Here is a 25,887-nt window from a genome sequence, read left to right as displayed (position 1 = left end):
ATTGGCAATCCTGCCGATGGCCCGCGAACCCGCAGGTCAGCCAGGCTGGCGGCGTGACCCAGACCGCCCTGGCCGACCCCCGCGCCCTGACTCGCCGACTCGTCCCCGCCCAAGCTTCTGTTCGTCCTCGGGACCTCCGTCGACCTGACCCTCACGGGCATCGTGGGCGCTCACCTGGCCCCCACCCGCGCGCTGGCGACGCTCCCGTTCAGCCTCATCCCGGTCGTGGCGGCGTCGACGACGTTCGCGCTCTCGCGCTGGATCGGCCGCAGCGGCTACCGCCGGGTCTTCACGTTCGCGGCGTCCGTCGCCGTCCCGGCCGGGCTCGTCTCCGCGCTCGCGGTGCAGCGGCGCGGCTTCTGGTTGTTCTGCCTCGGCACCGCCCTGGTCGGCGTCTACCAGGCTGGCGCCGGGTACTACCGGTACGCCGCCGCCGAGTCGAACCCGTCCGAACGTGCCCGCGCCGTGAGCACCGTCCTGGCCGGCGGGCTGGTCGCGGCGCTCATCGGACCCTTCCTGGCCACGGCGGTCGGCGGGTTCACGGCCACGCCGTACGTGCTGTCCTACGTGCTGGTCGCGTGCGCGGGCGGCGCGGCGGCGATCTGGAACGCGACCATGCCGGAATCGCTGGCCACGCTCGCCGCGCCGGCCGCCACGCCGAGCGACGGCGCCGTGCGCTCGCGGAGGGTCCTCTGGCGGCAGCCCAGCCTGCTGCTCGGCGTCGGGGCCGTGGCCCTGTCGGCCGTCTCGATGACGTCGATGATGACCGCCGGGCCGATCGCAGGCATGTCGATGGGCCACTCCGAGGGCGAGGCCGCGTTCAGCGTCCAGCTGCACATGGTCGGCATGTTCGCGCCGGGATTCGTCGTCGCGCGCTGGATCGGCCGCGTCGGCGAGCGCCGGATCGCGATGATCGGCGCGCTCTTGCTCGCGGTCGCCGGGGCGGCCGCCGCGGTGAGCATGGCGTCGTGGGCGTTCCTGGCGGCCATGTTCGGCGTCGGCGTCGGCTGGAACCTGGCGTCCAGCGGCGGCAGCGCCATGGTCACTGCCGCGTACCGCCCGGCCGAGCGCGGCCGCGTCCAGCCGATCGCCGAGCTGACCTCCACGACGGTCCAGGTGATCGGCGCCCTGAGTGCCGGCGCGCTCGCGACGGGCGGCGGCTGGCAGGGTCTAGGAGTCGCGGTCGCCGCCCTGTCGATCGTCGTCGTCGTGCTGGCGGCCGCCCGCCGCCCGAGCGCCGGTCTGCTGTAGCGACTTCCTGCTGAAAGCGGCGCCGACACCGACTGACATGCACCGTGTCGGTCGCGTGTCGGCGCGCTGTCAGCGGCGTCGTCGAGGCTGGAGCCATGACAACAGACCTGGTGATCGAGGCCCACGGCCTCGTCAAGCACTTCGGCGAGACGAAGGCCCTCCAGGGCGTCGACCTCGCCGTCGCTCGCGGCACCGTCCTCGGTGTGCTCGGCCCCAACGGAGCGGGCAAGACGACGGCGGTCCGCATCCTGTCCACCCTGCTCACCCCCGACGCCGGCACCGCCCGGATCGGCGGCTTCGACGTGGTCAAGGACGCCGTCCGCGTCCGCCAGTCGATCGGCCTCACCGGCCAGTACGCATCCGTCGACGAGGACCTCTCCGGCCGCCAGAACCTCGTGCTCTTCGGCATGCTGCTCGACCTCGGCAAGGCGGGCGCCCGCGCCCGGGCCGCCGAGCTGCTCGAGTGGTTCGACCTCACGGCCGCCGCCGACCGGCCCGCCAAGACCTACTCCGGTGGCATGCGCCGCCGACTCGACCTGGCCGCGAGCCTGGTCGGGCGCCCGGACGTCATCTTCCTCGACGAGCCGACGACCGGCCTGGACCCCGCCAAGCGTGAGGACATGTGGGACGTCGTCCGCTCCCTGGTGACCGAGGGATCGACGGTCCTGCTCACCACGCAGTACCTCGAGGAGGCCGACGCGCTGGCCGACGAGATCACGGTCATCGACCACGGTCGAGTGATCGCGCACGACACCCCCGAGGGCCTCAAGCGCATCGTCGGCGGTCAGACCCTCGAGGTCCGTCCGTCCGACGTGACCCGGCTGGAGGAGACCGCGACGATCCTGGCGCAGGTGTCCTCCGACGGGCGCGCCGAGGAGATCCGCAAGGGCGTCCTCGCGGTCCCGGTGGCCGACGACTCCGCGCTCACCGCCACGGTCTCCCGCCTGGCGAGCGTCGGCATCGGCGTCACCGAGCTCTCCCTGCACCTGCCCAGCCTCGACGAGGTGTTCTTCACGCTCACGGGTCGTACCGCGTCCGAGGACGACACCACCGTCACCCCAGAGAAGGAGGTGGCGTGATGTCCACCCTCACCACTCCCATCGCACGACACACGCCGTCGGCCGCGATCGCGGTCAAGAAGCGGCCGCTCCCGCTCATCCGGCACTCGCTCTCGCTGGCCAAGCGCAGCCTGATCAAGACGGCGCGCACGCCCGAGGCGCTCATCGACGTCACGCTGCAGCCGGCGATCTTCCTGGTGATCTTCGTCTACATCTTCGGCGGCGCGGTCGCCGGTGACACGCACACCTACCTGCAGTTCCTGCTCCCGGGCATCCTGGCCCAGACGATCGCCCAGGGCTCCATCTCCATCGGCGTGAACCTCAACACCGACATGGAGAAGGGCATCTTCGACCGCTTCAAGTCGCTGCCCATCCCCCGGTCGGCGCCGTTGGTCGGGTCCGTGGTCGGCGACGTCGTCCGCTACGTGATCGTCACGGTCTCGACGCTGCTGGTCGGCTACCTGATGGGCTTCCGCATCATGACCAACCCGCTGAGCGCCCTGGCCGGCTGCCTGCTCGCCGTGCTCTTCGCCCTGTGCCTGAGCTGGGTGTCGGTGTTCGTCGGCATGAAGGTGCGGACCTCGGGTGCGGTGCAGGGGATCATGTTCCTGATCGTCCTGCCGCTCAGCTTCGCGTCCAACGTGTTCGTGCCGGCGGCGACCCTGCCGAGCTGGATGCAGCACGTCGTGGCGTGGAACCCGCTGACCCACCTCGTCGCGTCGGTCCGCGGTCTGTTCCTCGGCACGCCGATGGGCGACAGCGTCTACTGGACGCTGGCCTGGTGCGTCGGGCTGGTCGCGGTGTTCATGCCGCTGGCCATGCGGGCCTACCGCAAGAAGGTCTGACCCACGACGAACGACGGGCGGTCACCCCACACGGGGTGGCCGCTCGTCGGCGTGCTGATGCCGGAACTATGCCTGGACGATCACGACGGCCGTGCCGTAGGCCACGATCTCCTGGTAGCCGGCACTGACCTCGTTGGCGTCGAACCGCATGGCGAGCACGGCGTTGGCGCCGCGGGCGCGGGCGGTCTCGACCATCCGCTGCATCGCCTCGTCGCGGGTCTCCTGCAGCTGCTTGGTCAGGCCCTTCAGCTCGCCGCCGACGAACGCCTTGAACCCGGCGCCGATCTGCGTGCCGACGTTGCGAGCGCGCACGGTCAGGCCGGTCACCTCGCCGAGGATCGCCTGGACGCGGTAGCCGGGGGCGTCGTTCATCGTCGAGACCAGAAAGTCCATCACGTTCCCCTTGTGCGAGCCGATGTTGCGCCGAGCGTAGGTCAGACGACGGTCGCCGCGCTCGCGGATGCGCGTGGCGGCGTCGGGGCCCGACCGGTCGCGCCAGGCGCTCAGGGCGGCCTCGCGGTCGTCGTCGTCCCCCAGGATCCCGGCGAGCGACGCACCCGTCCCCAGCTGGAACAGCATCGCCAGGTTGGCGCCCAGGCGGATGCCGAGCGACCACAGCTCGCGCGCGGCCGCAGCATCCCCGCGGAAGGCGGCGAGCTCCGCGGCGCCGAGGGCGTAGGAGCCGAGCACGGGCATGTCCGCCATCGTCTGCGCGTCCGGGCCGGCCAGCTCGAGGAGCTCGACGGCACGGGCCTCGGCGATCCGGTCGTCGGCTGCGCTGAGGCCGGTGGCGCGCAGGTGCACCACGGCGGCGGCGACGCGGAAAAGGACGCGCGCCTGAGGTGCAGGGATCCTGCCCGACTCGATCATGGCGGACGCCGCCTCGGCGTGGCGCACGGCCTCGCCGGACCGCCCGGCCGCCCAGGCGACGTGCGCGAGACCGATGTGCGCCTGCGCGATGTCCATGTCCTCGACCTGCGGGGAGAGCGTGACCTCGCGCAGCCGCTCGACCGCGTCCTGCTCGCCCGCGAGCGCGCGCTGCACGTCGAGCAGCACCCGGATGCTCCGCACGTCCTGCTGGGCGCCGACGAGCTCGAGGTGCCCGACGCTGCGGAGCAGCCACTCCTCGGCCTCGGGCTCGCCGCGCGCACCCTCCCACTGACCGACACCCTGGGCGGCCATGCCCATGCCCCAGTGGTCGCCCGCCAGCTCGAACGTCCGGTAGGCCTCGCGGGCGTCGTCGCTCGACATGCCCGGGTCGCCCGCGTTCTCGCGCGTCGCCGCCCGCAGGAACAGGCCGAGGCCGCGCAGGAACGGGTCGTCGTTCGAGATCATCCGCTCGGCCGAGGCGAGCGCGACGGAGGTGTCCATGGTGGACAACCCCGGGAGCAGCGACGCCAGGGCCGTCGTGCGCGGGGACACCTGCTCGGGGCGGTCGGTCATCACCCGCCGGATGACCCGCCCGGCGAGCGCCGCGATCCGGTAGGACTCGGACGCGCCCGCGTTGATCGCGGCGAACACGGAGGCAGTCGCCACCCGGTCGGCGTCCGGCAGCGGTCGACCGGAGGCCGCGCCGCGGTAGAGGGCGGACCGGGTGCGGGCGACGGGGTCGTGCGCCTTGAGGATCAGCGGCGCCCACTCGACGACCTCCAGGTGCGCCCCGCGCACGCTCCACAGGTGGAACAGCGCGGTGGCGATCCGCACCGGCGCCACCTCGTCGTCGTGGTCGAGGGCCCAGCGCAGCGCGGCGAGGAGGGACTCCTGCTGCTGCGCGCAGCGGTCGAGCGCCTCGACCTGGTCGCGGCCGACGAACTTGTCGGCCAGGCGGCTCGCCTCGACCCCGGCCCACCGAACCAGGCCGTTCATCGCCGGGCCGCGCTCGCCCGCGGCGTCCAGCCTCGCCTCGCCGTACTCCCGGACGGTCTCGAGCATCCGGTACATGGCCGGACCGGCGTCGTGGTCGTCGAGGCTGAGCAGCGACTGCTCGACCAGCGTGGCCAGCCCGCGGCGCACGATGTGGGGCTGCGTGCCGGCGACGGCGATCGCGGTCTCGGCCGTGAACGCCGTCGGGATGACGGACACGCGCTGCAGCAGGTCGCGGTCGGCGGGCTCCAGCAGCTCGCGGCTCCAGTCGACCATCGCCCACAGGCTCGCGTGCCGTTCGGGCAGCCCGCGCAGGGCGTCGTCGAGCAGGGAGAACCGGTCTGTCAGGCCGTCGAGCACGTCCTCGACGGCCATCGACCGCAGCCGTGCGGCGGCGAGCTCGAGCGCGAGCGGCAGGTTGTCCAGGCGGTGGCAGAGCTCGAGGGCGCGCTCGGGCTCCCAGCCCACCCCTGCCCGCCCCGCCCGCGCGCGCGCCTCCAGGAGGGCCAGGGCGTCGTCGTCGGGGAGCGTCCGCAGGCGGTGCACGGCCTCGCCGACGAGCCCGAGGGGTGCGCGGCTGGTGGCCAGGACCACGACGTCGTCGGACGCCACGGCGAGCAGGTCGCCGACGACGGTCGCGGCCGCGTCCAGCACGTGCTCGCAGTTGTCGAGGACGAGCAGGCCGTCGAGGTCCTGCGCCGCGAGCCGCAGCCGGTCCTCGGGCGAGAGCAGCTGGCGCGGCAGCGCGAGCTCGACGCGGGAGGCGGCCGCGTCGGCGCCGCCGATCGCCGCCAGCACGGTCGGGAGCACCTCGCCGGGCCCGCGCACGCCCGCCAGCTCGATCACGCGGACGGGCCGACCACCCGCGGCCGCGCGCCGGGCGACCTCGGTGGCCAGCCGCGTCTTGCCCGCCCCGCCGGTGGCGACGATGGTGACCAGCGAGGTCGTCGCGAGCGCCGCCTCGAGCTCGGCGACGTCCTCGTCGCGACCGACGAGCGCCGTCGCGGGGCGACGCCAGGCGCCGGGAAGCTGCACGCGCTGCACGGGGACGAGGACGTGCGCGGGCGGTGGGGGCGGTGCGGCGAGCTCGCCGCGGAGCAGGGCCAGGTGGGCCTGCGCGACGACGGGCGACGGGTCGGTGCCGTACCGGTCGGCCAGGTCGTCGCGGACCCGCTCGACCACCTCGATCGCCTCGGCGTCGCGACCTTGAGCGGCCAGCACGCGCACCAGCAGCGCGACGAGCGGTTCGTCGGGCGGGGTGCGCAGCGCGCAGCGGCGCAGGTCGTCGACCACGTCCGCGGTGTCCCCGACCGCCAGGCCCGACTCCGCGCGGACGCCGACGATCTCGGCGAGCAGCCGGGCCGTCGCGGCGTCGTCGAGATCGGGGACGGCGGGCACGAGGGCCCGTGCCTGGATGCTGAGCAGGTGGGCGGTGCCGGGGTCGTCCTTCTTGAGGGCGGCTCGCGCGCGTTCCAGCAGCGCCTCGGCCTCCGCGACGTCGATCTCGAGGTCCTCGGTGGGCAGCCGGTAGCCGCCGGCCGCCCCGGTGACGGGCAGCCCGAGCCGACGTGCCCGGGAGACCAGCGCCTGGACCGCGCCGCCGGCGTCGTCCGGCGGGATGCCCTCCCACACGTCCTCGACGAGCACGGCCGACGAGACCACGCGCCCGCGCGCGGCGAGCAGTGCACCGATCAGGGTGACGCGAGCTTGTCCCCGCGGACGGGTTGGCCGTCGACGGCCAGCGCCCCGAGGGTGGTGATCTGCACGTGCACAGCATCGCGCACCGCACCGACGTGGGTCGCGCACGACCGCTGAGCCTGCTCTCAGAACCGCCCGGCGTGTCGCGTCCCCGGCCCGCCACCCGACGATTTTCGGGCGAATCGGACACGCGGCGTGTGCATGGCGATGTGCACCGGCCTGTGGGTGTCCTATGGGGGTCTGTGGATGCCTGTGGACGCCGCTGCGAACCCGCTGGTGAGGGGTCGTGTCAGTGGTCCGCGGTAGCCTGGTTCTTGTCCACAGGGTGAAGAATGACATCCATGTCACTACAAGCCCTAGTGGTCCATTGCTTCCCCGACCACTAGGTGTAGTGTCTTGCCAAGCCGATCAGGGCGGGCTCGGGGGAGCGCGCAGCAGCCAGAAATCAGGAGCCACGATGACGATCACGGTCTACAGCAAGCCGGCCTGCGTGCAGTGCACGGCGACCTACCGTGCGCTCGACAAGCTCGACGCCGAGTACGACGTCGTGGACATCAGCCAGGACGCCGACGCGCGTGACTACGTCATGTCGCTCGGCCACCTGCAGGCGCCGATCGTCGTCGTGGACGGCGCCCTCGGCGAGCACTGGTCGGGCTACCGCCCCGACCGCATCAAGGCGCTCGCGGAGCGTCTGGCCACCGCCGTCGCCTGACGGCGCCCTGCTGAGGGGATCAACCGATGAGCGCCCTCATCTACTTCTCCTCGGCCTCGGACAACACCCACCGATTCGTCCAGAAGCTCGGTCTCGACGCACAGCGCATCCCGCTGAAGCCGACAGACCCGTTCCTGCACGCCTCCGAGCCCTTCGTCCTGGTCGTGCCGACCTATGGCGGGGGCAACGAGGGTGGGGCAGTACCAAAGCAGGTCATCAAGTTCCTCAACGACGAGGACAACCGTGCACTGATCCGTGGCGTGATCGCGGCCGGTAACACGAACTTCGGCGAGAAGTACTGCATCGCGGGGGACATCATCGCGGCCAAGTGCCGTGTCCCCTACCTGTACGGCTTCGAGCTCATGGGTACGAGCGAGGACGTCCACAACGTCCGTGAGGGATTGGGAAGATTTTGGCAACGACAGTCGCAGATACCCGCGTAGAGACGTCCGGCCTGGATTACCACGCCCTGAACGCCATGCTGAACCTGTACGGCGCGAACGGGGAGATCCAGTTCGACAAGGACCGTGAGGCGGCGCGGGCGTACTTCCTGCAGCACGTCAACCAGAACACGGTCTTCTTCCACGACCTCAACGAGAAGCTCGACTACCTCGTCGAGAACAAGTACTACGACCCGGCGGTCCTGCTGCAGTACGACCGCGCCTTCATCAAGACCCTCTTCGAGTACGCGTACTCCAAGAAGTTCCGCTTCCAGACGTTCCTGGGCGCCTTCAAGTACTACACGTCGTACACGCTGAAGACGTTCGACGGCAAGCGGTACCTGGAGCGCTTCGAGGACCGTGTCTGCATGGTCGCGCTCGCGCTGGCCGAGGGGAACCAGGACTTCGCCGTCTCGCTCGTCGACGAGATCGTGTCCGGCCGCTTCCAGCCCGCCACCCCCACGTTCCTCAACCTCGGCAAGGCGCAGCGCGGCGAGCCCGTGTCCTGCTTCCTGCTGCGCATCGAGGACAACATGGAGTCCATCGCGCGCGGCATCAACTCCGCCCTGCAGCTGTCCAAGCGCGGCGGCGGCGTGGCCCTCCTGCTCAGCAACATCCGCGAGCACGGCGCGCCCATCAAGCACATCGAGAACCAGAGTCGGGCGTCATCCCCGTGATGAAGCTCCTCGAAGACTCGTTCTCGTACGCCAACCAGCTGGGTGCCCGCCAGGGCGCCGGTGCGGTCTACCTGCACGCGCACCACCCGGACATCTACCGGTTCCTCGACACCAAGCGCGAGAACGCCGACGAGAAGATCCGCATCAAGACCCTCTCGCTGGGCGTCGTCATCCCGGACATCACGTTCGAGCTGGCCAAGAAGAACGAGCCGATGTACCTGTTCTCGCCGTACGACGTCGAGCGCGTGTACGGGGTGCCGTTCGCGGACATCAACGTGACCGAGAAGTACTACGAGATGGTCGACAACGCGGCCATCAAGAAGTCCAAGATCAGCGCCCGCGAGTTCTTCCAGACGCTCGCCGAGCTGCAGTTCGAGTCCGGCTACCCGTACGTCATGTTCGAGGACACGGTGAACCGGGCCAACCCGATCGCCGGCAAGATCACGCACTCGAACCTGTGCTCGGAGATCCTGCAGGTCTCCACGCCGTCGACGTACAACGAGGACCTCTCCTACAAGGAGGTCGGCCGCGACATCTCCTGCAACCTCGGCTCGATGAACATCGCCCTGTCGATGGACTCGCCCGACTTCGGCAAGTCCGTCGAGACCGCGATCCGCGCCCTGACCGGCGTCGCCGACCAGACGAACATCGAGTCGGTGCCGTCGATCAAGAAGGCGAACGCCGGCGGCCACGCCATCGGCCTCGGGCAGATGAACCTGCACGGCTACCTGGCCCGCGAGCGCATCTTCTACGGTTCCGACGAGGGCCTCGACTTCACCAACATCTACTTCTACACGGTGGCGTACCACGCGATCCGGGCCTCGAACCTGCTGGCCCAGGAGCGCGGCACCGCGTTCGAGGGCTTCGCGGACTCGAAGTACGCGACGGGCGAGTACTTCGAGAAGTACACCGAGAAGGAGTGGAAGCCGAGGACGGCTCGCATCGAGGCGCTGTTCGCCGAGGCCGGCGTGCACGTCCCGACGCAGGACGACTGGAAGGCGCTGTCGGCCCTCGTGCAGGAGCACGGCATCTACAACCAGAACCTGCAGGCGGTCCCGCCGACCGGCTCCATCTCCTACATCAACCACTCGACGCTTCGATCCACCCGATCGCGTCGAAGATCGAGATCCGCAAGGAAGGCAAGATCGGCCGCGTCTACTACCCGGCGCCGTTCATGACGAACGACAACCTGGAGTACTACCAGGACGCGTACGAGATCGGCTACGAGAAGGTCATCGACACCTACGCCGAGGCCACGCAGCACGTCGACCAGGGCCTCTCGCTGACCCTGTTCTTCAAGGACACGGCCACCACGCGTGACCTGAACAAGGCCCAGATCTACGCCTGGCGCAAGGGCATCAAGACGATCTACTACATCCGCCTGCGCCAGCTCGCGCTGGAGGGCACCGAGGTCGAGGGCTGCGTCTCGTGCATGCTCTGACCCGCTCTGTGCCGTCGACGAACCACACGAAGGAAGCAACCCGATGAGCGAGAAGCTCAACTCGTCAGCCGCGTCTCGGCGATCAACTGGAACCGTCTGGACGACGACAAGGACGCGGACGTCTGGGACCGCCTCGTCGGCAACTTCTGGCTGCCCGAGAAGGTGCCGGTGTCCAACGACGTGCAGTCGTGGGCCACGCTGACCGAGCAGGAGAAGACGCTCACCATGCGCGTCTTCACCGGCCTGACGCTGCTGGACACCATCCAGGGCACCGTCGGCGCCGTCTCCCTCATCCCGGACGCGATCACGCCGCACGAGGAGGCGGTGTACACCAACATCGCGTTCATGGAGTCGGTGCACGCCAAGTCCTACAGCTCGATCTTCTCCACGCTGTGCTCCACCAAGGAGATCGACGAGGCGTTCCGCTGGTCGGAGGAGAACCCGAACCTGCAGCGCAAGGCCGAGATCGTCATGAACTACTACCGCGGCGACTCGCCCCTGAAGCGCAAGGTGGCCAGCACGCTGCTGGAGTCGTTCCTGTTCTACTCGGGCTTCTACCTGCCCATGTACTGGTCCAGCCGCGCCAAGCCACCAACACGGCCGACCTCATCCGCCTGATCATCCGCGACGAGGCCGTGCACGGGTACTACATCGGCTACAAGTACCAGAAGGGCCTCGAGAAGCTGTCGGCGGCCGAGAAGCAGGAGATGAAGGACTACACCTTCGAGCTCCTCTTCGAGCTGTACGACAACGAGGTCGAGTACACGCAGGACCTCTACGACGGCGTCGGCCTGACCGAGGACGTCAAGAAGTTCCTGCGCTACAACGCCAACAAGGCGCTGATGAACCTCGGCTACGAGTCGCTGTTCCCCCGCGACGAGACCGACGTCAACCCGGCGATCTTGTCGGCCCTGTCGCCGAACGCCGACGAGAACCACGACTTCTTCTCCGGGTCGGGCTCGTCGTACGTCATCGGCAAGGCCGTGAACACGGAAGACGACGACTGGGACTTCTGACCAGCCGCTCAACCGCAGCCTGCGAACGGCCGATCTCCGAGTGGGGATCGGCCGTTCGGCCGTCTAGCGCGAGGGGGCTGCATGAGCGAGACGACAGGGCGGGTCGCCTTCGCACCTGCGGGGGCCGACCGGGACCGTAGCCGCAGGTGAGGCGCCCGGACGAGCGTCCGACTGAGGGCACCCTCACCTCAAAATGGCCTCTGACCTGCGGGTAGGCAAGGACTCACTGGCTAGGCAGGGTGCCCGGAACGGGTCTAGCGTCGAAGCAACGCGCCGCCCCGGTCCCCATGGAGGTCGTCATGAGCACGCTGATGGACATGCCCGCCGTCGACGAGTGTTCGGTCGCCGGCTGTTCGTACAACGACCACTCGCACTGCCACGCGGCCGCCGTCACGATCGGCGGGGGCACCGGCGACGCGCAGTGCACCACGTTCATCCCGCTCGGCGTGAAGGGCGGCCTCGACAAGGTCGTCACCCACGTCGGCGCCTGCCAGCGCTCGGAGTGCACGCACAACTCGCACCTCGAGTGCACCGCCGCGTCGATCCGCATCGGTGCGGGTCACGACGAGGCCGACTGCCTCACGTTCGCGACGGCCTGATCCGCCGATCGTCGTAGCGTCGCGCGTCAGGTCGACGTCGCGGGCGTCGCCACGGCAACCAAGTCGCGGACGAGTGCGGCTGCCGCGGGCACGAGTGCCCGTTCGCCGGGCACCAACGAGGGGTCCTCGACGCGCAGTGCGGCCGCGTGGTCGAGCGCTCCGACCGGGTCCACGCCGATCGCGTGCAGGAATGACGCGAGCAACGCCCGGGCGGCCTGCGAGTAGAGGCCGCCCGCGTCGACGGCCACCTCGGCGACGATCAGCGCCGTGAGTGCCACGTCCAGCTCTGCGGTGCCGGTGCGCGCGTTGGCCCAGTCGACCAGGGCCGGGCCGTGCTCCTCCGACAGGATGATGTTCGCGGGGTGGATGTCGAGGTGCACGAGCACCGGTCCGGCGGGGATCCGCGGCCAGGCGTCGCTCGCCGCCCAGTCCGCGGGAGCCGCGATGGCATGGAGGCGGGTGTGCAGGTCGGCCATGATCGCCGCCGCCTCGGGGAGCGTGACCTCGTCGGCGCCCAGGGCCTGCAGCAGGGTCGGGCCGTGCAGACGCTCCATGACGAGGTCCGGGCCGCTCGCGGCCAGCACCGCAGGGGCGGGGAACCCGTGCGCGACCGCGTGACGCAGGAGGTCGGCCTCCTCGGTGGTGTCACGGCCGGAGCGGTCACGCCGCAGCACGGTGCGGTCGTCGAGCGCGTACAAGTCGGAGAACTCGCCGGAGGCGAGCGACGGAACCGGTCCCGTCGCCAACGAAGGGTCAACGGGCGGCAGAGGGTCTTCGGGTGCGGGCCGCGCAGTGGGCAGGCTCGGAGGATCTGGCGACTCGTTCACCGGTCGCCCTGTGGGGTCGTTCGGGGCAAGTCCTGAGGGGATCATGCATCGACGGTAATACGACATTTCGGGCTTGTCCCCAGCATGCCGACTACTCGTCGCTGACCTGCGCGGGCTCGTCGACCAAGCCGGCGGATTCAGGTCCGCGCGACCCGCTCCAACGTCCGCAGCGCCTGTTCGTGCGTCTCCGGCAAAGGCTCGACCCACACCCGGACGGGCATGCGCGTCACGGCGCGGAGGTCGAGCAGCTGGCAGCGGCGGTCGATCTCGGCGTGCAGAGCGTCGAACGGCGCACGCGTGTGCTCGTCCGTGCGCACCAGCACGGCGAACACGCCCCCGCCGAGCGTGGCCATCGGGTGGCCCTCGCCGTACGTGGTCGCCATCGCCGCACCCACCGCGGCGGACCGCGCAGCCCGCGTGAACGGGTCGGTGTCCCCGGCGGCGACGTCCACGAGCACCAGGTGGTGCCCGACGTCGCCGGCCGTGCGGGCGCGCTGCGTCGGGATCGCCGCGTCGCGGTACGTCTCCGCCAGCCGGATGGCCAGGTACTGACGGGTGGGCAGCCCGGACTCGGGGTCGCGCGCCGCGCCGAACGTGAGCGCGCCCGCCTGGGCGTCGGCCCAGCCCTCGCAGAGCGCGCGGATCACCGGCGCCGGGGGCTCGGTGGCACCGAGCGAGCGGTAGAGCGCGCCGAGGTCGTCGATCGTCTCGCCGATGCCGACCCCGTCATAGCCGCGGGCGCGGCCCAGCTCCTGCGCGGCGACCGACGTGTCCGCCGGCGACAGGATGGCCGCGGCGATCTCGTCGACGGCGGGGTGGTACCAGTCCGAGGGGCGCAACCAGACCGATCCGACGCTCTCGTCGCGCCACCGCTCGCGCAGGGCAGCGGGCAGCACGCCGTGAGGGAGCCCGTCGAGCGACTCACCGTTGAGCGCCGGAAAGGCAGCGTTGTTCGGTCCCGAGTTCATCGTCACGCCGGATGAGAGCGAGCCGTGCCGCACCTGTGACGCCGCTCCACCGCTTTTCACCCGGTGAACTTCACCCCACTTATGTGGATTCACCGCTTATGGGGCAGGCTATGCCCTCGGACGCAGTACGGACGGGAGCGGTCGTGGCACTCAGCGCGCAGCTCGGCGACGGCGTCACGGGCGACGCGGAGCTCATCGCCGCCGCGCGCACGGGCGACGCCGCGGCCGTCGGCGCGCTCTACGAACGGCACGCCGGGGCAGCGTGGGTGGTCGCCCGCCAGTACACGAACTCGCAGGCCGACGCGGACGACGTGGTGGCCGACGCCTTCACCGCCGTCTTCGGAGCCGTGCAGCGCGGCAAGGGCCCGGAGGTGGCGTTCCGCGCCTACCTCTTCACCGTCGTGCGCCGTACCGCGGCGGTCCGCCGGGACAGTGCACGCCGGGTCGAGCCGACGGACGACGTCGCGGTCCTCGAGCGAGGTACGGCGATGGCCCCGACGGCCGAGGATCCCGCGCTGGCCGGGTTCGAGCGCGGGGTCGTCGCGCGGGCGTTCCACTCGTTGCCGGAACGCTGGCAGGCCGTCCTGTGGCACACCGAGGTCGAGGGGCTGAGCCCCGCCGAGATCGCGCCCATCCTCGGGCTCACCGCGAACGGCGTCGCCGCCCTGTCCTACCGGGCCCGCGAGGGTCTGCGGCAGGCGTACCTCCAGCAGCACCTGCAGGACCCGCTCGACGACGGGTGCCGCGCCGTCGCCGGCAAGCTCGGGTCCTACGTGCGCAACGGGCTCGGGACGCGCGAGACCGCCCAGGTCGAGGCGCACCTGGACGATTGCGGCACCTGCCGCGGGCTGGTCCTCGAGCTCGGCGACGTCAACCACGGCATGCGGGCCGTCATCGCCCCGCTGGTGCTCGGGATCACGGCTCTCGGCGTCCTCGGCGTGGCGCTGCCGGTCGGCGGCGGCATTGCCGCGGGCGCGGCGGCGGGCGGTGCCGCGGGCGGTGCGGCCGGCGGTGCCGCCGGCACGGGCGGTGCAGCGGCGGCGGGCACGGGTGCGGCGGCGGGGGGAGCCGGTATCGCTGCGGCAGCCGGCGGCAGCGGCGCGGCCGCCGGGACCGCAGCCGTCGCCGGCGCAGCGACCGCGACCGCGGCCTCGGTGGGCAGCGCTGCCGCGGTCGGCGGGGTGGCCGCCCTCATCGCCTCGATCCCGATCGGTGCGGCCGCGGCCGTCGTCGGGGGCGTGGCCCTGGCGGCCGTCGCGACGGTCGGCCTCGTCAACCTCCTCTCGGGCCCCGACGCCGCTCCGCCGGTCGCCGGGCCGACGTCGTCGGCGAGCGCGTCCCCGTCGTCGTCGAGCGACGCGTCGTCCGCGCCGACAGGGGTCGTGCCGTCGGTGCAGCCCACCGACCTGCCGACGCAGTTCCCGCAGGACCAGGCGACGCAGGGACCGTCGGTGCCCGGTGGCAACCAGCAGAGCTCCGTGACGACGCAGTCCGACGCGACCACCAACAACCTGCCGGCCGACAACCCGCCGGCCGACACCCCGCCCGCCGACAACCCGGTTCAGCCGGCCCCGCCGGTCGTGCCACCGGTCGCCCCGGCGGACGTCGTCGTCGACCTGCCCGCGGGCGGGCTCGCCCTCGAGGCCGGGCTCGCCGGCCAGGATCTGGCGGTGGGCGTCCGCAACAACGGTGGTACCGCGGCCACGGACCTGGTCGCCCAGGTCACGCTTCCGGTCGGTGTCACGATCGACGGCATCTCGACCCAGGCCCTGACGGGGACGACGGGCCGGTTCGCGCCGGTGGAGATGGGCGATGGCTGGATCTGTGCGGCTGGGCCGCCCGGCGCGCAGTGCACGCTCGCCACCCTGCCGCCCGGAGCATCGTCGACCCTCTCGCTGCGCGTGTCCGTCGACGACTCCTACGACCAGACCGACGGTTCGGTCGGGCTGGTGGTGTCGGGCGCCGGCATCGCTATCGCTCGCCCCCGATCCCGCTGACCGTCGCGGCCTCGCCCGCGCGCCTCGCGCTGCGGAGCCCGTCGCCCGCGCTGCAGCTGGTCAGCGGCCGGACGCGCACGTTCGCCCTGGACGTCGGCAACGTCGGCGGCAGCCCGCTGACGCCGGGGACGGGTTCGGTGACCGTCGTCCTGCCGAGCGGGGTGACCGGCGGCCTGGCTCCCGGCGCGAGCCCGTGGACCTGCGCCACCGAGGCGCCTGGCGTCTCCCAGGTGGCCCGCGTGGCCGCGGTCACGGGCACCACCCTCACGTGCCGGATCGACACGCTCGCCGCACGGACCGGCGCGCCCCTGACGCTGGCCCTCACGGCTGCCGACACGGTCGGCTCGCACGACCTCTCCGTGCTGCTCGTCCCGGGCGGGCGCCAGGCCCCCGACCAGAGCGTCTCGACGTTCACGCTGGTGCGGCCGGCGACCCTGAGCGTCGTCGGCGACCCGACCGCGACGGTCGCGCTCGGCCAGACCGCGACCGCCGCGCTCGCGGTGACCAACGTCGGTGACCTGCCCTCGGCGCCCGTACACGTGACGCTCACCGCCCCGAACGGCGTGTCCGTCGGTGCCGCGAGCGACGCATGGGCGTGCGGGACGCCCGTCGGGACCACGCGGACGTGCACGGCCGGGTCGATCGCCCCGGGCGGCGCGCTCGCCCTGCCCGTCTCGCTCGCGCCGCTGCCGGGGTTCGTCGGACCGCTCGGCACACTGACCGCGTCGGTGGGGGCCGACGACGCCGACACCGGAGCGCCGCTCGGCGTCGCGATCACCTCGACCCCGCCGGTCCTCGCGCTCGCGGCGGGCGACCCCGCCGTGCTGCTGGCCAAGGGCGTCGGCACCGTGCGCTTCACGCTCTCGGTGGCGCCCGGGGCGGCGGCCGACTCGGTCGTGGCGACGCTGAGCCTGCCCCCGAACCTGACCTACGCGCCCAGCGGCGGCGGCGTGCCCACGAAGGGGTGCGAGCCGACGAGCCCGCCGGGTCGTCTGCACCTTCGGTCAGGTCGATGCGGGGACGGCCGTCCAGGGGCTCGTCAACGTCGTCGCCACGGGCAGCGCGCAGGGAACCGTGCTCGTCGAAGCGAAGGCGACCGGCGCGTCCGGCGTCCGGAGCACCAGCACGGTGAGCACCTCGTCGGGCGGGTTGTCGCCACGTGTCCGGTTCGACGGTGGATGGAGCGTCACGGAGGTCGGCGCACCGCTGCTCTCCTGCGACGGCAGGCTCGCCGCCTGCACGAACGCCCTGGTGAACGGCACCGCCGACAACAACGGGCTGGACATGCTGCCGCTCGACGACGCCAAGCCGGGCTCGACGGTCAAGCGCGCGAGCGTCCCGGTGTCCTCCTCGACGCTGCTGACCGTCCCCGCCGGCCGGAAGATCGCCTTCGCCGGTCTCTACTGGTCTGGCGACAGGAGCGCGTACGACACCTGGAGCGGACCGCTGGACACCGCGAAGCTGCGCGGTCCCACGGGTGAGTACACCGACGTCGTCGGCACGACGCTCTCCCAGCCGACGGACAACGCGGCGCGGCACTACTACCAGTCGTTCGCGGACGTCACGGCGCAGGTCGCGGCCGCAGGCCCCGGCACATGGTCGGTGGCCGACGTCGCGGTGAGCGGCACGCGCAAGGACACCGACCGGACCTACTACGCCGGCTGGTCGCTGGTCGTCGTCTACTCCGAACCCGGCAGCGACGCGTCCGTGACGGTGTACGACGGCGGCTCCTGGATCGGTACGTCCGTCGCGCCGACCCCGTTCGAGTTCGCCGCCGAGGCCGGCACGACGGCGCGCGTGGGCGTCGTGGCCTGGGAGGGCGACCGCACCAGCACGGGCGACCGCCTGGTCCTCGGCGACACCTGCACGGTGCCCGCCAAGCAGCACCCGTTGGTGCCGCAGCGGTGGAGCGGGACGGCGTTCGTCGCCGGCGGGGTGGCCACCAACGCGTTCGACTCGACCGCCACCGGGTGGCGTGCCACCAACTCGCTGGGCACCGACGCCAAGGGCTTCGCGCCGCAGATGCTGGCGTGCGACGTGGCTCGCTGACGGCGAGCACGAACGGCGACCAGTACCTGGTGGGGGCGATCACCGTCCGGACCACGCCGCCGGCCGCGCAGTAGGCAGCGACCAGTACCTGGTGGGGGCGATCACCGTTCCGGACCACGCCGCCGGCCGCGCAGAGCTCCTACAGGCGCAGCGCGGCGATGGCGTCGTCGATGCGCACCGACCCACCGACGAGCTCGAGCACCCGGCCGGCGGTGCGCGGTTCGTGCAGGAGCGCGGCGAGCACGGCCGCGACGTCGGCGCGGGGGACGCGCCCACGATCCACCCGGTCGGCGAGCGTCACGGTCCCGGTCGGGAGCCCGTCGGTCAGGCCGCCGGGGCGCAGGATCGTCCAGTCGAGATCGCGGGACCGCAGGTCGATCTCGGCCGACCGCTTGGCGACGAGATAGGAGGCGAACACGTCGTCGGTGCCGGGCGGCGGGGGTGCCCCGGCGCCCATCGAGGATATGAGCACGTAGCGACGGACACCCGCCTGCTGGGCTCCGTCGGCGAGCAGACCGGCCGCCGCCCGGTCCACGGTGTCCTTGCGCGCGGCGCCGCTGCCCGGCCCCGCGCCCGCCGCGAACACGACCGCGTCGGCACCCGAGACGGCCTCCGCGACGTCCCGCGCGTTCGCGCGCTCGAGGTCCAGGACCACCGCCTCGGCGCCGTCGTTGCTCACGTCGTCGACGTGCTTGAGCTGCCGGACGAGGGCGAGAGCCACGTCGCCGCGGGCCGTGAGTGTGCGCGACAGGTGGCGGGCAACCTGCCCGTGCCCGCCGGCGATCGCGATGCGCATGCATCCCACGGTAGGCACGGGGTCGCGCACCGGCGACCGGGGGCTCAGCCGAGCAGCCGCAGCCGGTCGCCGAGCTGGTGGACGTCGTCGGAACCGGCGGGTGCCAGGGAGAGCGCGGCGTACGTGTCCGCGCCCGGCAACAGCTCGCGCGCGATCTCCTGGAGCAGCTCGGCCACCTCGGCCAGCTCGGGCGCGCCCTGCAGGCTCTGCGCGGACAGGCTCACGTACAGGACCAGGCCCGCGTCGGGCGCGATGGTGCGAGGGATCGATCGGGGCAGTGCCATGGGGGTCTCCGGTGCGCAGGCAGGGTTGTCGGTCGCTGAACGGGGTCAGGATCGATAACAGGCATGCGTGCGGATCACGACGGGGACTGTGCCACGCGGCCGCCGCGCGGGGAAGGGTTTATCCGCACGTCCCAGCGGGTGGACGCGGTCAGACGATGCCGTACAGCCGGTCGCCGGCGTCGCCGAGGCCGGGGACGATGTACGCCTTCTCGTTCAGACGCTCGTCGACGGCCGCGACGACGACCTTCACGTCGGCGCGGTCGCCGACGAACTGCTCGACCACGGCCAGACCCTCGGGCGCGGCGAGCAGGCAGACGGCCGTGACGTCCCGCGCCCCGCGCTGGAGCAGGTAGTCGATGGCGGCGACGAGCGTGCCGCCGGTGGCCAGCATGGGGTCGAGGAGGAAGCACTGGCGGCCGGACAGGTCGTCGGGCAGCCGGTTGGCGTACGTGATCGCCTCGAGCGTCTGCTCGTCGCGCTGCATGCCGAGGAAACCGACCTCGGCGGTGGGCAGCACGCGCGTCATCCCGTCGAGCATGCCCAGGCCGGCGCGCAGGATGGGCACGACGATCGGCTGCGGGTCGGCGAGCCGGGTGCCCGTCGTCGGTGCGACCGGCGTGACGATGTCGTACGGCTCGGTGCGGACGTCGCGCGTGGCCTCGTAGGCCAGCAGCGTCACCAGCTCGTCGACCAGGAGCCGGAACGTGGGCGACGGTGTGTTGACGTTACGCAGGACGGTGAGCTTGTGGGCGACCAGCGGGTGGTCCGCGACGTGCAGGCGCATGGCGACAACCTACCGGCCCGGACCTGCTGGGAGGATGTGCGGCATGCCTCTGCCTGCCGACGCCGCCGCGATGGGTCTCGCCCTCGACGAGGCCCGGCTGGCCCTGCTGACCGCCGACGTGCCGGTCGGCGCGGTCGTGCTGGGCCCGTCCGGCGAGGTGGTCGGCCGCGGGCACAACACGCGCGAGGCCGCCCACGACCCCACCGGGCACGCCGAGGTGCACGCCCTGCGGGAGGCCGCGAGCGCGCTGGGACGCTGGCGCCTCGACGACTGCACCCTCGTCGTGACCCTGGAGCCGTGCCTGATGTGCGCGGGGGCGACCGTCCTGGCGCGCGTCCCGCGGCTGGTCCTCGGTGCGTGGGACCCGAAGGCGGGCGCGTGCGGGTCGCAGTGGGACGTGGTCCGCGACCGGCGGCTGAACCATCGCGTCGAGGTGGTGGGGGGTGTGCGCGCGGACGAGTGCTCGGTGCTGCTGCGAGCCTTCTTCGAGACCCATCGGACCTAGCATCGAGTGGTGCAGAGAATCGCGGTACGGCGACAGGTCACGCGGGTCGACGTCGCGCGCGGCGCCCGCCCGGCCGAGGACATCCTGGCGGCCGAGGAGCCGCTCGAGATCCGTGTCGGTGGCCGTCCCCTGGCGGTCACGATGCGCACGCCCGGTCACGACGTCGAGCTCGCCGCGGGGTTCCTGGTGTCGGAAGGCGTGGTCGCCGGGCCTGACGACTTCGCCGCGGCGCGGTACTGCGCCGGCGCGACCGACGAGGGCCTGAACACGTACAACGTCCTGGACGTGACCCTCGGCCGTGGCGTCCCGGCGCCCGACCCGGGCCTCGAACGGAACTTCTACACGACGTCCTCGTGCGGGTTGTGCGGCAAGGCGAGCATCGACGCGGTCCGCACGCACTCCCACTTCTCCGTCTCCGACGACCCCCTCGCCGTCCGGGCGGACCTGCTGGCGACGTTCCCCGACCGGCTGCGGGAGCAGCAGGCGGTGTTCGACAAGACCGGTGGGCTGCACGCGGCGGGACTGTTCGACGGCTCGTCCGGCGAGCTGCTGGTGGTGCGCGAGGACGTCGGCCGGCACAACGCGGTGGACAAGGTGGTCGGGTGGGCGCTGACGCGCGGGCTGCTGCCGTTGCGGGGGACCGTGCTCATGGTCTCGGGACGGTCGTCGTTCGAGCTCACGCAGAAGGCGCTCATGGCGGGCATCCCCGTCCTCGCGTCCGTGTCCGCGCCGTCGTCGCTCGCCGCCGAGCTGGCGACCGAGGCCGGCATCACGCTGGTCGGGTTCCTGCGCGGGGCGTCGATGGTCGTCTACGCGCGGCCGGACCGCGTGCCGGCCGGGGTGCGCGTCTAGTGCCCCGCAAGCCGCCGGTCGAGGACCCGTCGTACGACCGGATGCGGGTCGAGCCGCCGGAGTCCTGGGCCGTGGGGCTGCCGGGGGTCACCAACGCGATGTCGTACGCGCTGGGGGACCTCGGGCCGAGCCGCACGCTGCGCCTGCTCAGCCGCGTGAACCAGAAGGACGGGTTCGACTGCATGAGCTGCGCGTGGCCGGACCCCGGCCATCGTGCGCGGGCGGAGTTCTGCGAGAACGGGGCGCGGGCGGTGACGTGGGAGGCCACGACGCTGACCGTGCCGACCGAGTTCTGGGCCGCGCACTCGCTCACGGAGCTTCGCGTCGAGGTCGGAGTACTGGCTCGGTCAGCAGGGGCGGCTGGTCGAGCCGGTCCACAAGGCGGCGGGCAGCGACCACTACGAGCCGATCTCCTGGGCGTCCGCCCTCCGGCTCGTCGCGTCGAAGCTGAACGGCCTCGACTCGCCCGACCAGGCGGCGTTCTACACGAGCGGCCGGACCGCCAACGAGACGGCGTTCGTCTACCAGCTGTTCGTGCGCGCGTTCGGTACCAACAACCTGCCCGACTGCTCCAACATGTGCCACGAGTCCACGGGCACCGCGATGCTCGATACGCTGGGCATCGGGAAGTCGACGATCGCGTACGACGACTTCGAGAAGGCCGACCTCATCATCGTGATGGGCCAGAACCCGGGCACCAACCACCCGCGGATGCTCAACGCGCTGGAGGACGCCAAGCGGGCCGGCGCGGCGATCGTGTCCGTCAACCCGCTGCCTGAGGCGGGCCTGCGCCGGTACAAGAACCCGAAGACCGTGCGCGGCATCGTCGGCCGCGGCACGGACATGGCCGACCAGTTCCTGCAGATCCGGTCGGGCGGCGACATGGCGCTGCTGCAGCACCTGTCGCGCCGGGTGCTCGAGGCCGAGTCCCGCAACCCCGGCACCGTCCTCGATCACGAGTTCCTGTCGGAGCACACGCTGGGTCTCGACGGGCTCCGCGCGCACCTCGACCAGCTCGACCAGGACGAGGTCCTCGCGGCCACGGGGCTCACCCTGGAGGAGATGGACGAGCTCGCCGACCGGTACCTGGCCGCGGAACGCGTGATCATCACGTGGGCGATGGGCATCACGCAGCACCGCAAGGGCGTCGACACGATCAAGGAGGTCGTCAACCTGCTCCTGCTGCGCGGCAACATCGGCAGGCCGGGCGCGGGCGCGTCTCCGATCCGCGGGCACAGCAACGTGCAGGGCGACCGCACGATGGGCATCTGGGAGCGGATGCCCGATCGCTTCCTGGACGCCTTGGCCGCCGAGTTCTCCTTCGAGCCCCCGCGCAGGCACGGGCTGGACTCGGTGCAGTCGATCGAGGCGATGCGGCGCGGAGAGATCAAGGTCTGGTTCGCCCTCGGTGGCAACCTCGTCGCGGCGATCTCCGACACCGCGGCGGCCGAGGCCGCGATGCGCGGGACCGAGCTGACCGTGCAGGTGTCGACCAAGCTCAACCGGTCGCACGTGGTGACGGGCGCGGAGGCGCTGATCCTGCCGACCCTCGGGCGCACGGACGTCGACCTGCAGGAGAGCGGACCGCAGTTCCTGTCCGTCGAGGACTCGGTCTGTGCGGTGCACGCCACGCACGGCGCCGTCCCGCCGGTGTCCGACATGCTGCTCTCGGAGGTCTCGATCGTCACGCGCCTGGCCCGGGCGGTGCTCGGGGACGACGGCCCGATCGCCTGGGCTGGTTTCGAGCGGTCCTACGACACGATCCGTTCGTCCATCTCGCGCGTGGTCCCCGGCTTCGAGGACTTCAACGAGCGCATCCGGCACCGTGGTGGCTTCGTGCTGCCGAACGGCCCGCGGGACTCCCGGACCTTCGCGACGAGCACCGGCAAGGCCATGATCACGGTCAACGACCTCGTCCCCGTCGAGTGCCCGCCGGGCCGGCTGATCCTGCAGACGATCCGCTCGCACGACCAGTTCAACACGACGACGTACAGCCTGAACGACCGGTACCGCGGCATCCACGGCGGTCGCGACGTGGTCTTCGTCAACCCTGCCGACCTTCTCGAGCTAGGCCTGTCGGACGGGCAACGCGTCGACCTGCACAGCGAGTGGCCGGGCGAGCCCGACCGCGTCCTGCGCCACCAGCGCGTCGTCGCCTACCCGACCTCCCGCGGCTGTGCGGCCGCGTACTTCCCGGAGGCGAACGTGCTCGTCTCGCTGTCGAGCACGGCGCTCGGCAGCAACACGCCCGTCTCGAAGGCGGTCATCGTGCGGCTGGAAGCGTCTCCGACAGGTCCGTGAGCGTCTCGGACGTGCCCGCGTCGAGCGTCACGGCCGCGTACTTGTCGCCCCTCGTCGCGCCCCGGTTGACGACGACGATCGGCTTGCCGGTCTGGGCCGCGTGCCGCACGAACCGGAGCCCGGACTGAACCGTCAGCGACGACCCGGCCACCAGCAACGCGTCGGCGGCGTCGACCATCGCGTAGGCCCGGTCCACCCGCTCCCGCGGCACGGTCTCGCCGAAGTAGACGATGTCGGGCTTGAGCATCCCGCCGCAGACCGCGCAGTCGGCGATCACGAAGTGGCTCGTCTTCTCGATCACGGCGTCGGCGTCGGGCGCGATCTCGATGTCCGCCACGGCCTCCATGAACCCGGGGTTCAGGAGGTCGAGCCGCGCCGCCAGGTCCGACCGGCTGATGACCGTGCCGCACGACAGGCACCGCACCCGGTCGTACCGCCCGTGCAGGTCGATCACGTGCCGGCTGCCCGCCGCCTCGTGCAGCAGGTCGACGTTCTGCGTGATGAGCCCGGTGACCACCCCCCGGTGCTCCAGCGCCGCCAGCGCCCGGTGCCCCGCGTTCGGGATCGTGCGGTGCACGTGCTTCCAGCCGACGTGGTTGCGCGCCCAGTAGTGCCGCCGGAACCCCTCGTCGCCCGTGAACTGCTGGAACGTCATCGGGGTGCGCTGCGGCGAGTCGGGCCCGCGGTAGTCGGGGATCCCGGAGTCCGTCGACACCCCCGCCCCCGTCAGCACGGCCAACCGGTGCCCGGCGAGCACGTCCACCACCTCCGCCAGCGACCCGGCGGTCATCGGGAGGGCGTCGCTCGTGCTCACCGCTCCACCGTACGTCGCTCGTGCGTCGTCGTCGGCCGCGGGGGCCGATTCGGAGGGAGGGCCCAACACCAGGTACCGTTCTCCCCGAGGTAGCGTGTCCGAGCGGCCTAAGGAGCACGCCTCGAAAGCGTGTGTGGGTGAAAGTCCACCGTGGGTTCAAATCCCACCGCTACCGCACCGGCAGCGAACGAGGGCTCTGACCAGCAGCAATGTCGGTCAGGGCCCTCGTTTTGCCCTCGAACTCACCGAATTCGACTCCACTTTGGGGACCGAAGGAGCGCGTCAACCCGCAACCCGGTGCACAACCGCACAAGATTCCGACCAGGTCACGCACCAGATCGTCCGACCGGACCAACCTTCTCGCCACCCTCCGACGGAAGTCGTGCGCTACCGCACCGCCAGTGAACGCAGTGCCCTGACCAGCAGCAACTCCGGTCTGTGGCCTCCGTTTTGCCCTCGGTTGGTAGATCATGCCCGGCGCCGCAGCCTTGGGCGTCAAGCGTGAACGGCGCAGACGTCACCATCGCCTCGCCGACTGTCTTGACGCGCGCCGGGTCACGTCGAACTGCGTCGGTCGCCCTGCAGCAAATGACGCTGCGGGTCTCAGCTGACGTGGTGATCTACGCCGACCAGTTCAGCTCGGTCAACGGGTTGACCGTGCTGACGGCGGACGGTGCACCGCACTCGGTCCAGCTGCTCGTGCCCGGCGAACACTCCGCGTGCTCGTCGAGCACAGGCATCAACCTGTCTGCGCACACGACGTTCGATCCGCTGCTCGATGTGCGCCTCTCGGCACCCGGCACAGTCACGACTCAGGACGCGACGACACTCACCGGCTCGGTAAACGCAGGATGCATCTCGTCCAGTGGCAAGGTGACCGCCAGCGGCGACGCCTGACCAACCGAACGAGCACGATGATTGAGCAAGCATGGGCATCGCACCCGACAGTGGACTCGCCCAAACGAGCCCGCTGGTGGGTGCGCGTGCCCATGCTTGCCGTCATCAGCGTGCTGTGGGTGCTCGTCGCCGGCGCGGTACTGCTGCTATCAGGCACGGCCGGGCAAACCTGGGGCTGGTTGTGGTGCGTTCTCGCGTTCGCGCCACTGATCGTGCTCGCGTGGGCGATTTTGCGGCCCGCGCGACGCCGGGCTGCGCTCACCGCCGGCTTCGCGGTCGTCATAGTCCTGATCGGGCTCGGTGTGGCGCAGCTGGCCCCGCCGAGCATCGAACGGGTCAATGAGGTCTCGGCGAACTTGCCGGTTCCCTCGGACGCACATCTGATGTCGGTCGATTCCTACCCGAACGACTGGTGCACCCAGGGGTGCTCGTATGTCGAGCGGCTGTACTCGGTTCCGGACGGGGCGGCCTCGGTCGACACGTTCGAAGCGAGCCTGCAAGAGGACGGCTGGCACCACGTGCAAGCGCACTGGTGCCGCGGCGACTACGGCGTCGTTGCCACCGCAGTCCCCCGCGACTCGGACCGCTTCGCCTCGCAGGCGCCGCCACCGGACGGCCTCGAAGCGTTGCTGGTGACGACCTCAGCTCAGTGCTGATCTCGTCGCGCGTAGTTGCGCTCCGTCGCGCCGCAGTCGGCGGCGGCACCCGCTCCGAGTGTCGCTTCGTGTGGATATGACGCTCCTGGCGAAGCAAACTCGACCGCCGGACGTCCTCAAGCAAGCAGATGAGACGTGCCGTGGAGCGAAGACGCGCGGGGCGTCTGAGCGGCTGTTGGCGTCGAACTTACGCAGTTCGTAGACCGTGGCGGCGTCGGTGTGGCGCCGGTCTGGCATGGAAACTGGGCCGGCGACGTAGCTTCTGCAGTTGCTGCCGTCGCCGCTGTACCGTCCTGCCCGCCGCCTCGCGCCGACCGCCAAGTATGGGCCGTCTCCGCTCCGCGTCAAGGGCGCCTATGGCGTCGATGCGCGAGGCTCGCGCCACCCCTGACTCGGCCGTCCGGCTGCCTCATGTGCTCCGGCATCGTTCGGTCGCGTCGAAGCGGCCCTGCTGCTGAGAGGTCGCCGATTGCTCTCCTCTTTGAAGTCCACCTGCGTCTGAGACCGTGCAACCCGATGCATGCCGAGCACGCGCATCGCACGAGGTCAGAGCCAGG

At 71.5% G+C, this 25,887-nt stretch carries 21 protein-coding genes, 1 tRNA gene and 3 pseudogenes; 16 read left to right on the top strand and 9 right to left on the bottom strand.

The annotated features are described in order from the left end of the window. The first annotated feature begins 162 nt into the window (after positions 1-162). From AC38ZX_RS19780 to AC38ZX_RS19770, 3 genes are all read left to right on the top strand, one after another. Positions 163-1,251 (top strand): MFS transporter, encoded by a 1,089-nt coding sequence (locus AC38ZX_RS19780; RefSeq protein WP_491295598.1) that lies wholly within the window; start codon positions 163-165, stop codon positions 1,249-1,251. Positions 1,252-1,346: 95 nt separating this feature from the next. Continuing rightward, positions 1,347-2,330, top strand: coding sequence for an ATP-binding cassette domain-containing protein (locus tag AC38ZX_RS19775; RefSeq protein WP_491295596.1), 984 nt, complete (start codon positions 1,347-1,349; stop codon positions 2,328-2,330). Then, positions 2,330-3,154: an ABC transporter permease gene (locus AC38ZX_RS19770; RefSeq protein ID WP_426593465.1), complete on the top strand. Its 825-nt coding sequence runs from the start codon at positions 2,330-2,332 to the stop codon at positions 3,152-3,154. The genes AC38ZX_RS19775 and AC38ZX_RS19770 overlap by 1 nt, the downstream gene beginning before the upstream one ends. 66 nt (positions 3,155-3,220) lie before the next feature. On the opposite strand, the gene AC38ZX_RS19765 is transcribed toward AC38ZX_RS19770, so the two are convergent. Continuing rightward, positions 3,221-6,679, bottom strand: coding sequence for a heavy metal-binding domain-containing protein (locus tag AC38ZX_RS19765; RefSeq protein ID WP_491295595.1), 3,459 nt, complete (start codon positions 6,677-6,679; stop codon positions 3,221-3,223). 493 nt (positions 6,680-7,172) lie between these two features. On the opposite strand from AC38ZX_RS19765, the gene nrdH reads away from it, so the two are divergent. The 5 genes and pseudogenes from nrdH (at position 7,173) to AC38ZX_RS19740 (ending at position 11,600) form a co-directional block, all read left to right on the top strand. After that, positions 7,173-7,427, top strand: a complete 255-nt coding sequence (gene nrdH, locus AC38ZX_RS19760) for a glutaredoxin-like protein NrdH (protein WP_426593461.1) — start codon at positions 7,173-7,175, stop codon at positions 7,425-7,427. 26 nt (positions 7,428-7,453) lie between these two features. Next, positions 7,454-7,870, top strand: a complete 417-nt coding sequence (gene nrdI / locus AC38ZX_RS19755; protein WP_426593460.1) for a class Ib ribonucleoside-diphosphate reductase assembly flavoprotein NrdI — start codon at positions 7,454-7,456, stop codon at positions 7,868-7,870. 35 nt (positions 7,871-7,905) lie between these two features. Further along, positions 7,906-9,985, top strand: a pseudogene (gene nrdE / locus AC38ZX_RS19750) (class 1b ribonucleoside-diphosphate reductase subunit alpha). 6 nt (positions 9,986-9,991) lie between these two features. Next, positions 9,992-11,001 (top strand): annotated as a pseudogene (nrdF, locus tag AC38ZX_RS19745) (class 1b ribonucleoside-diphosphate reductase subunit beta). Between the two features lie 299 nt (positions 11,002-11,300). Further along, positions 11,301-11,600, top strand: coding sequence for a DUF1540 domain-containing protein (locus AC38ZX_RS19740; RefSeq protein ID WP_426593457.1), 300 nt, complete (start codon positions 11,301-11,303; stop codon positions 11,598-11,600). Between the two features lie 26 nt (positions 11,601-11,626). Here AC38ZX_RS19740 and AC38ZX_RS19735 read toward each other — a convergent pair whose 3' ends face one another. Continuing rightward, a complete protein-coding gene (locus tag AC38ZX_RS19735; protein ID WP_426593456.1) occupies positions 11,627-12,346 on the bottom strand; it encodes a phosphotransferase in 720 nt (239 codons plus the stop codon). A gap of 218 nt (positions 12,347-12,564) precedes the next feature. Then, on the bottom strand, positions 12,565-13,395 hold the full coding sequence (locus AC38ZX_RS19730) for a hypothetical protein (RefSeq protein ID WP_426593455.1): 831 nt from the start codon (positions 13,393-13,395) through the stop codon (positions 12,565-12,567). Between the two features lie 143 nt (positions 13,396-13,538). Here AC38ZX_RS19730 and AC38ZX_RS19725 point away from each other — a divergent pair, with 143 nt between their 5' ends. Continuing rightward, entirely contained in the window at positions 13,539-15,392 is a 1,854-nt protein-coding gene (locus AC38ZX_RS19725; RefSeq protein ID WP_491295594.1) for a sigma-70 family RNA polymerase sigma factor, read from the top strand. On the opposite strand, the gene AC38ZX_RS19720 is transcribed toward AC38ZX_RS19725, so the two are convergent. Together AC38ZX_RS19720 and AC38ZX_RS19715 are read right to left on the bottom strand one after the other, a co-directional pair. Beyond that, complete coding sequence (locus AC38ZX_RS19720; protein ID WP_491295593.1) at positions 15,367-16,251, bottom strand: hypothetical protein; 885 nt, start codon at positions 16,249-16,251, stop codon at positions 15,367-15,369. The genes AC38ZX_RS19725 and AC38ZX_RS19720 overlap by 26 nt on opposite strands. Before the next feature lie 145 nt (positions 16,252-16,396). Next, positions 16,397-16,654, bottom strand: a complete 258-nt coding sequence (locus AC38ZX_RS19715) for a hypothetical protein (protein WP_491295592.1) — start codon at positions 16,652-16,654, stop codon at positions 16,397-16,399. Between AC38ZX_RS19715 and AC38ZX_RS19710 the strand changes: the two genes are divergently transcribed. Further along, positions 16,644-17,441: a hypothetical protein gene (locus AC38ZX_RS19710; RefSeq protein ID WP_491295591.1), complete on the top strand. Its 798-nt coding sequence runs from the start codon at positions 16,644-16,646 to the stop codon at positions 17,439-17,441. The two genes, AC38ZX_RS19715 and AC38ZX_RS19710, sit on opposite strands and share 11 nt — an antisense overlap. A 139-nt stretch (positions 17,442-17,580) precedes the next feature. On the opposite strand, the gene AC38ZX_RS19705 is transcribed toward AC38ZX_RS19710, so the two are convergent. The 3 genes from AC38ZX_RS19705 to upp all read right to left on the bottom strand — a co-directional run bounded on the left by AC38ZX_RS19705 (position 17,581) and on the right by upp (position 19,305). Then, entirely contained in the window at positions 17,581-18,237 is a 657-nt protein-coding gene (locus AC38ZX_RS19705; RefSeq protein ID WP_491295590.1) for an NAD(P)H-binding protein, read from the bottom strand. Between the two features lie 44 nt (positions 18,238-18,281). After that, positions 18,282-18,521 carry a hypothetical protein gene (locus AC38ZX_RS19700; protein ID WP_426593452.1) on the bottom strand — a complete coding sequence of 80 codons (240 nt, stop codon included), beginning with the start codon at positions 18,519-18,521 and terminating at the stop codon, positions 18,282-18,284. 148 nt (positions 18,522-18,669) lie between these two features. Next, a complete protein-coding gene (gene upp, locus AC38ZX_RS19695) occupies positions 18,670-19,305 on the bottom strand; it encodes a uracil phosphoribosyltransferase (RefSeq protein ID WP_426593451.1) in 636 nt (211 codons plus the stop codon). Between the two features lie 43 nt (positions 19,306-19,348). Here upp and AC38ZX_RS19690 point away from each other — a divergent pair, with 43 nt between their 5' ends. The 3 genes and pseudogenes from AC38ZX_RS19690 (at position 19,349) to AC38ZX_RS19680 (ending at position 22,963) form a co-directional block, all read left to right on the top strand. Next, on the top strand, positions 19,349-19,810 hold the full coding sequence (locus tag AC38ZX_RS19690) for a nucleoside deaminase (RefSeq protein WP_491295589.1): 462 nt from the start codon (positions 19,349-19,351) through the stop codon (positions 19,808-19,810). Between the two features lie 9 nt (positions 19,811-19,819). After that, positions 19,820-20,662 (top strand): formate dehydrogenase accessory sulfurtransferase FdhD, encoded by an 843-nt coding sequence (fdhD, locus tag AC38ZX_RS19685; protein ID WP_491295588.1) that lies wholly within the window; start codon positions 19,820-19,822, stop codon positions 20,660-20,662. 41 nt (positions 20,663-20,703) lie between these two features. Then, positions 20,704-22,963 (top strand): annotated as a pseudogene (locus tag AC38ZX_RS19680) (FdhF/YdeP family oxidoreductase). On the opposite strand, the gene AC38ZX_RS19675 reads toward AC38ZX_RS19680, so the two are convergent. Next, complete coding sequence (locus AC38ZX_RS19675) at positions 22,926-23,753, bottom strand: NAD-dependent protein deacetylase (protein ID WP_426596020.1); 828 nt, start codon at positions 23,751-23,753, stop codon at positions 22,926-22,928. The pseudogene AC38ZX_RS19680 and the gene AC38ZX_RS19675 sit on opposite strands and share 38 nt — an antisense overlap. A 112-nt stretch (positions 23,754-23,865) precedes the next feature. On the opposite strand from AC38ZX_RS19675, the gene AC38ZX_RS19670 reads away from it, so the two are divergent. The 3 genes from AC38ZX_RS19670 (at position 23,866) to AC38ZX_RS19660 (ending at position 25,330) form a co-directional block, all read left to right on the top strand. Then, positions 23,866-23,952: transfer RNA gene (locus AC38ZX_RS19670), tRNA-Ser, on the top strand. 326 nt (positions 23,953-24,278) lie between these two features. Next, complete coding sequence (locus AC38ZX_RS19665) at positions 24,279-24,674, top strand: hypothetical protein (protein ID WP_491295587.1); 396 nt, start codon at positions 24,279-24,281, stop codon at positions 24,672-24,674. Positions 24,675-24,766: 92 nt separating this feature from the next. Then, positions 24,767-25,330 (top strand): hypothetical protein, encoded by a 564-nt coding sequence (locus AC38ZX_RS19660; protein ID WP_491295586.1) that lies wholly within the window; start codon positions 24,767-24,769, stop codon positions 25,328-25,330. The last annotated feature ends 557 nt before the right edge of the window (positions 25,331-25,887 follow it).

It is taken from the genome of Cellulomonas sp. McL0606 (genome assembly GCF_058248365.1).
This window is presented reverse-complemented; position numbering and strand designations above follow the sequence as displayed.

Excerpts from the sequence above, each read along its gene's own strand:
- AC38ZX_RS19730 (WP_426593455.1), bottom strand. The coding sequence starts at position 13,395 with ATGAACTCGGGACCGAACAACGCTGCCTTTCCGGCGCTCAACGGTGAG.
- nrdI (WP_426593460.1), top strand. The coding sequence starts at position 7,454 with ATGAGCGCCCTCATCTACTTCTCCTCGGCCTCGGACAACACCCACCGA.
- AC38ZX_RS19775 (WP_491295596.1), top strand. The coding sequence starts at position 1,347 with ATGACAACAGACCTGGTGATCGAGGCCCACGGCCTCGTCAAGCACTTC.
- AC38ZX_RS19740 (WP_426593457.1), top strand. The coding sequence starts at position 11,301 with ATGAGCACGCTGATGGACATGCCCGCCGTCGACGAGTGTTCGGTCGCC.
- upp (WP_426593451.1), bottom strand. The coding sequence starts at position 19,305 with ATGCGCCTGCACGTCGCGGACCACCCGCTGGTCGCCCACAAGCTCACC.
- AC38ZX_RS19690 (WP_491295589.1), top strand. The coding sequence starts at position 19,349 with ATGCCTCTGCCTGCCGACGCCGCCGCGATGGGTCTCGCCCTCGACGAG.
- AC38ZX_RS19660 (WP_491295586.1), top strand. The coding sequence starts at position 24,767 with ATGCTTGCCGTCATCAGCGTGCTGTGGGTGCTCGTCGCCGGCGCGGTA.
- nrdH (WP_426593461.1), top strand. The coding sequence starts at position 7,173 with ATGACGATCACGGTCTACAGCAAGCCGGCCTGCGTGCAGTGCACGGCG.
- AC38ZX_RS19770 (WP_426593465.1), top strand. The coding sequence starts at position 2,330 with ATGTCCACCCTCACCACTCCCATCGCACGACACACGCCGTCGGCCGCG.
- AC38ZX_RS19675 (WP_426596020.1), bottom strand. The coding sequence starts at position 23,753 with ATGACCGCCGGGTCGCTGGCGGAGGTGGTGGACGTGCTCGCCGGGCAC.
- AC38ZX_RS19705 (WP_491295590.1), bottom strand. The coding sequence starts at position 18,237 with ATGCGCATCGCGATCGCCGGCGGGCACGGGCAGGTTGCCCGCCACCTG.
- AC38ZX_RS19700 (WP_426593452.1), bottom strand. The coding sequence starts at position 18,521 with ATGGCACTGCCCCGATCGATCCCTCGCACCATCGCGCCCGACGCGGGC.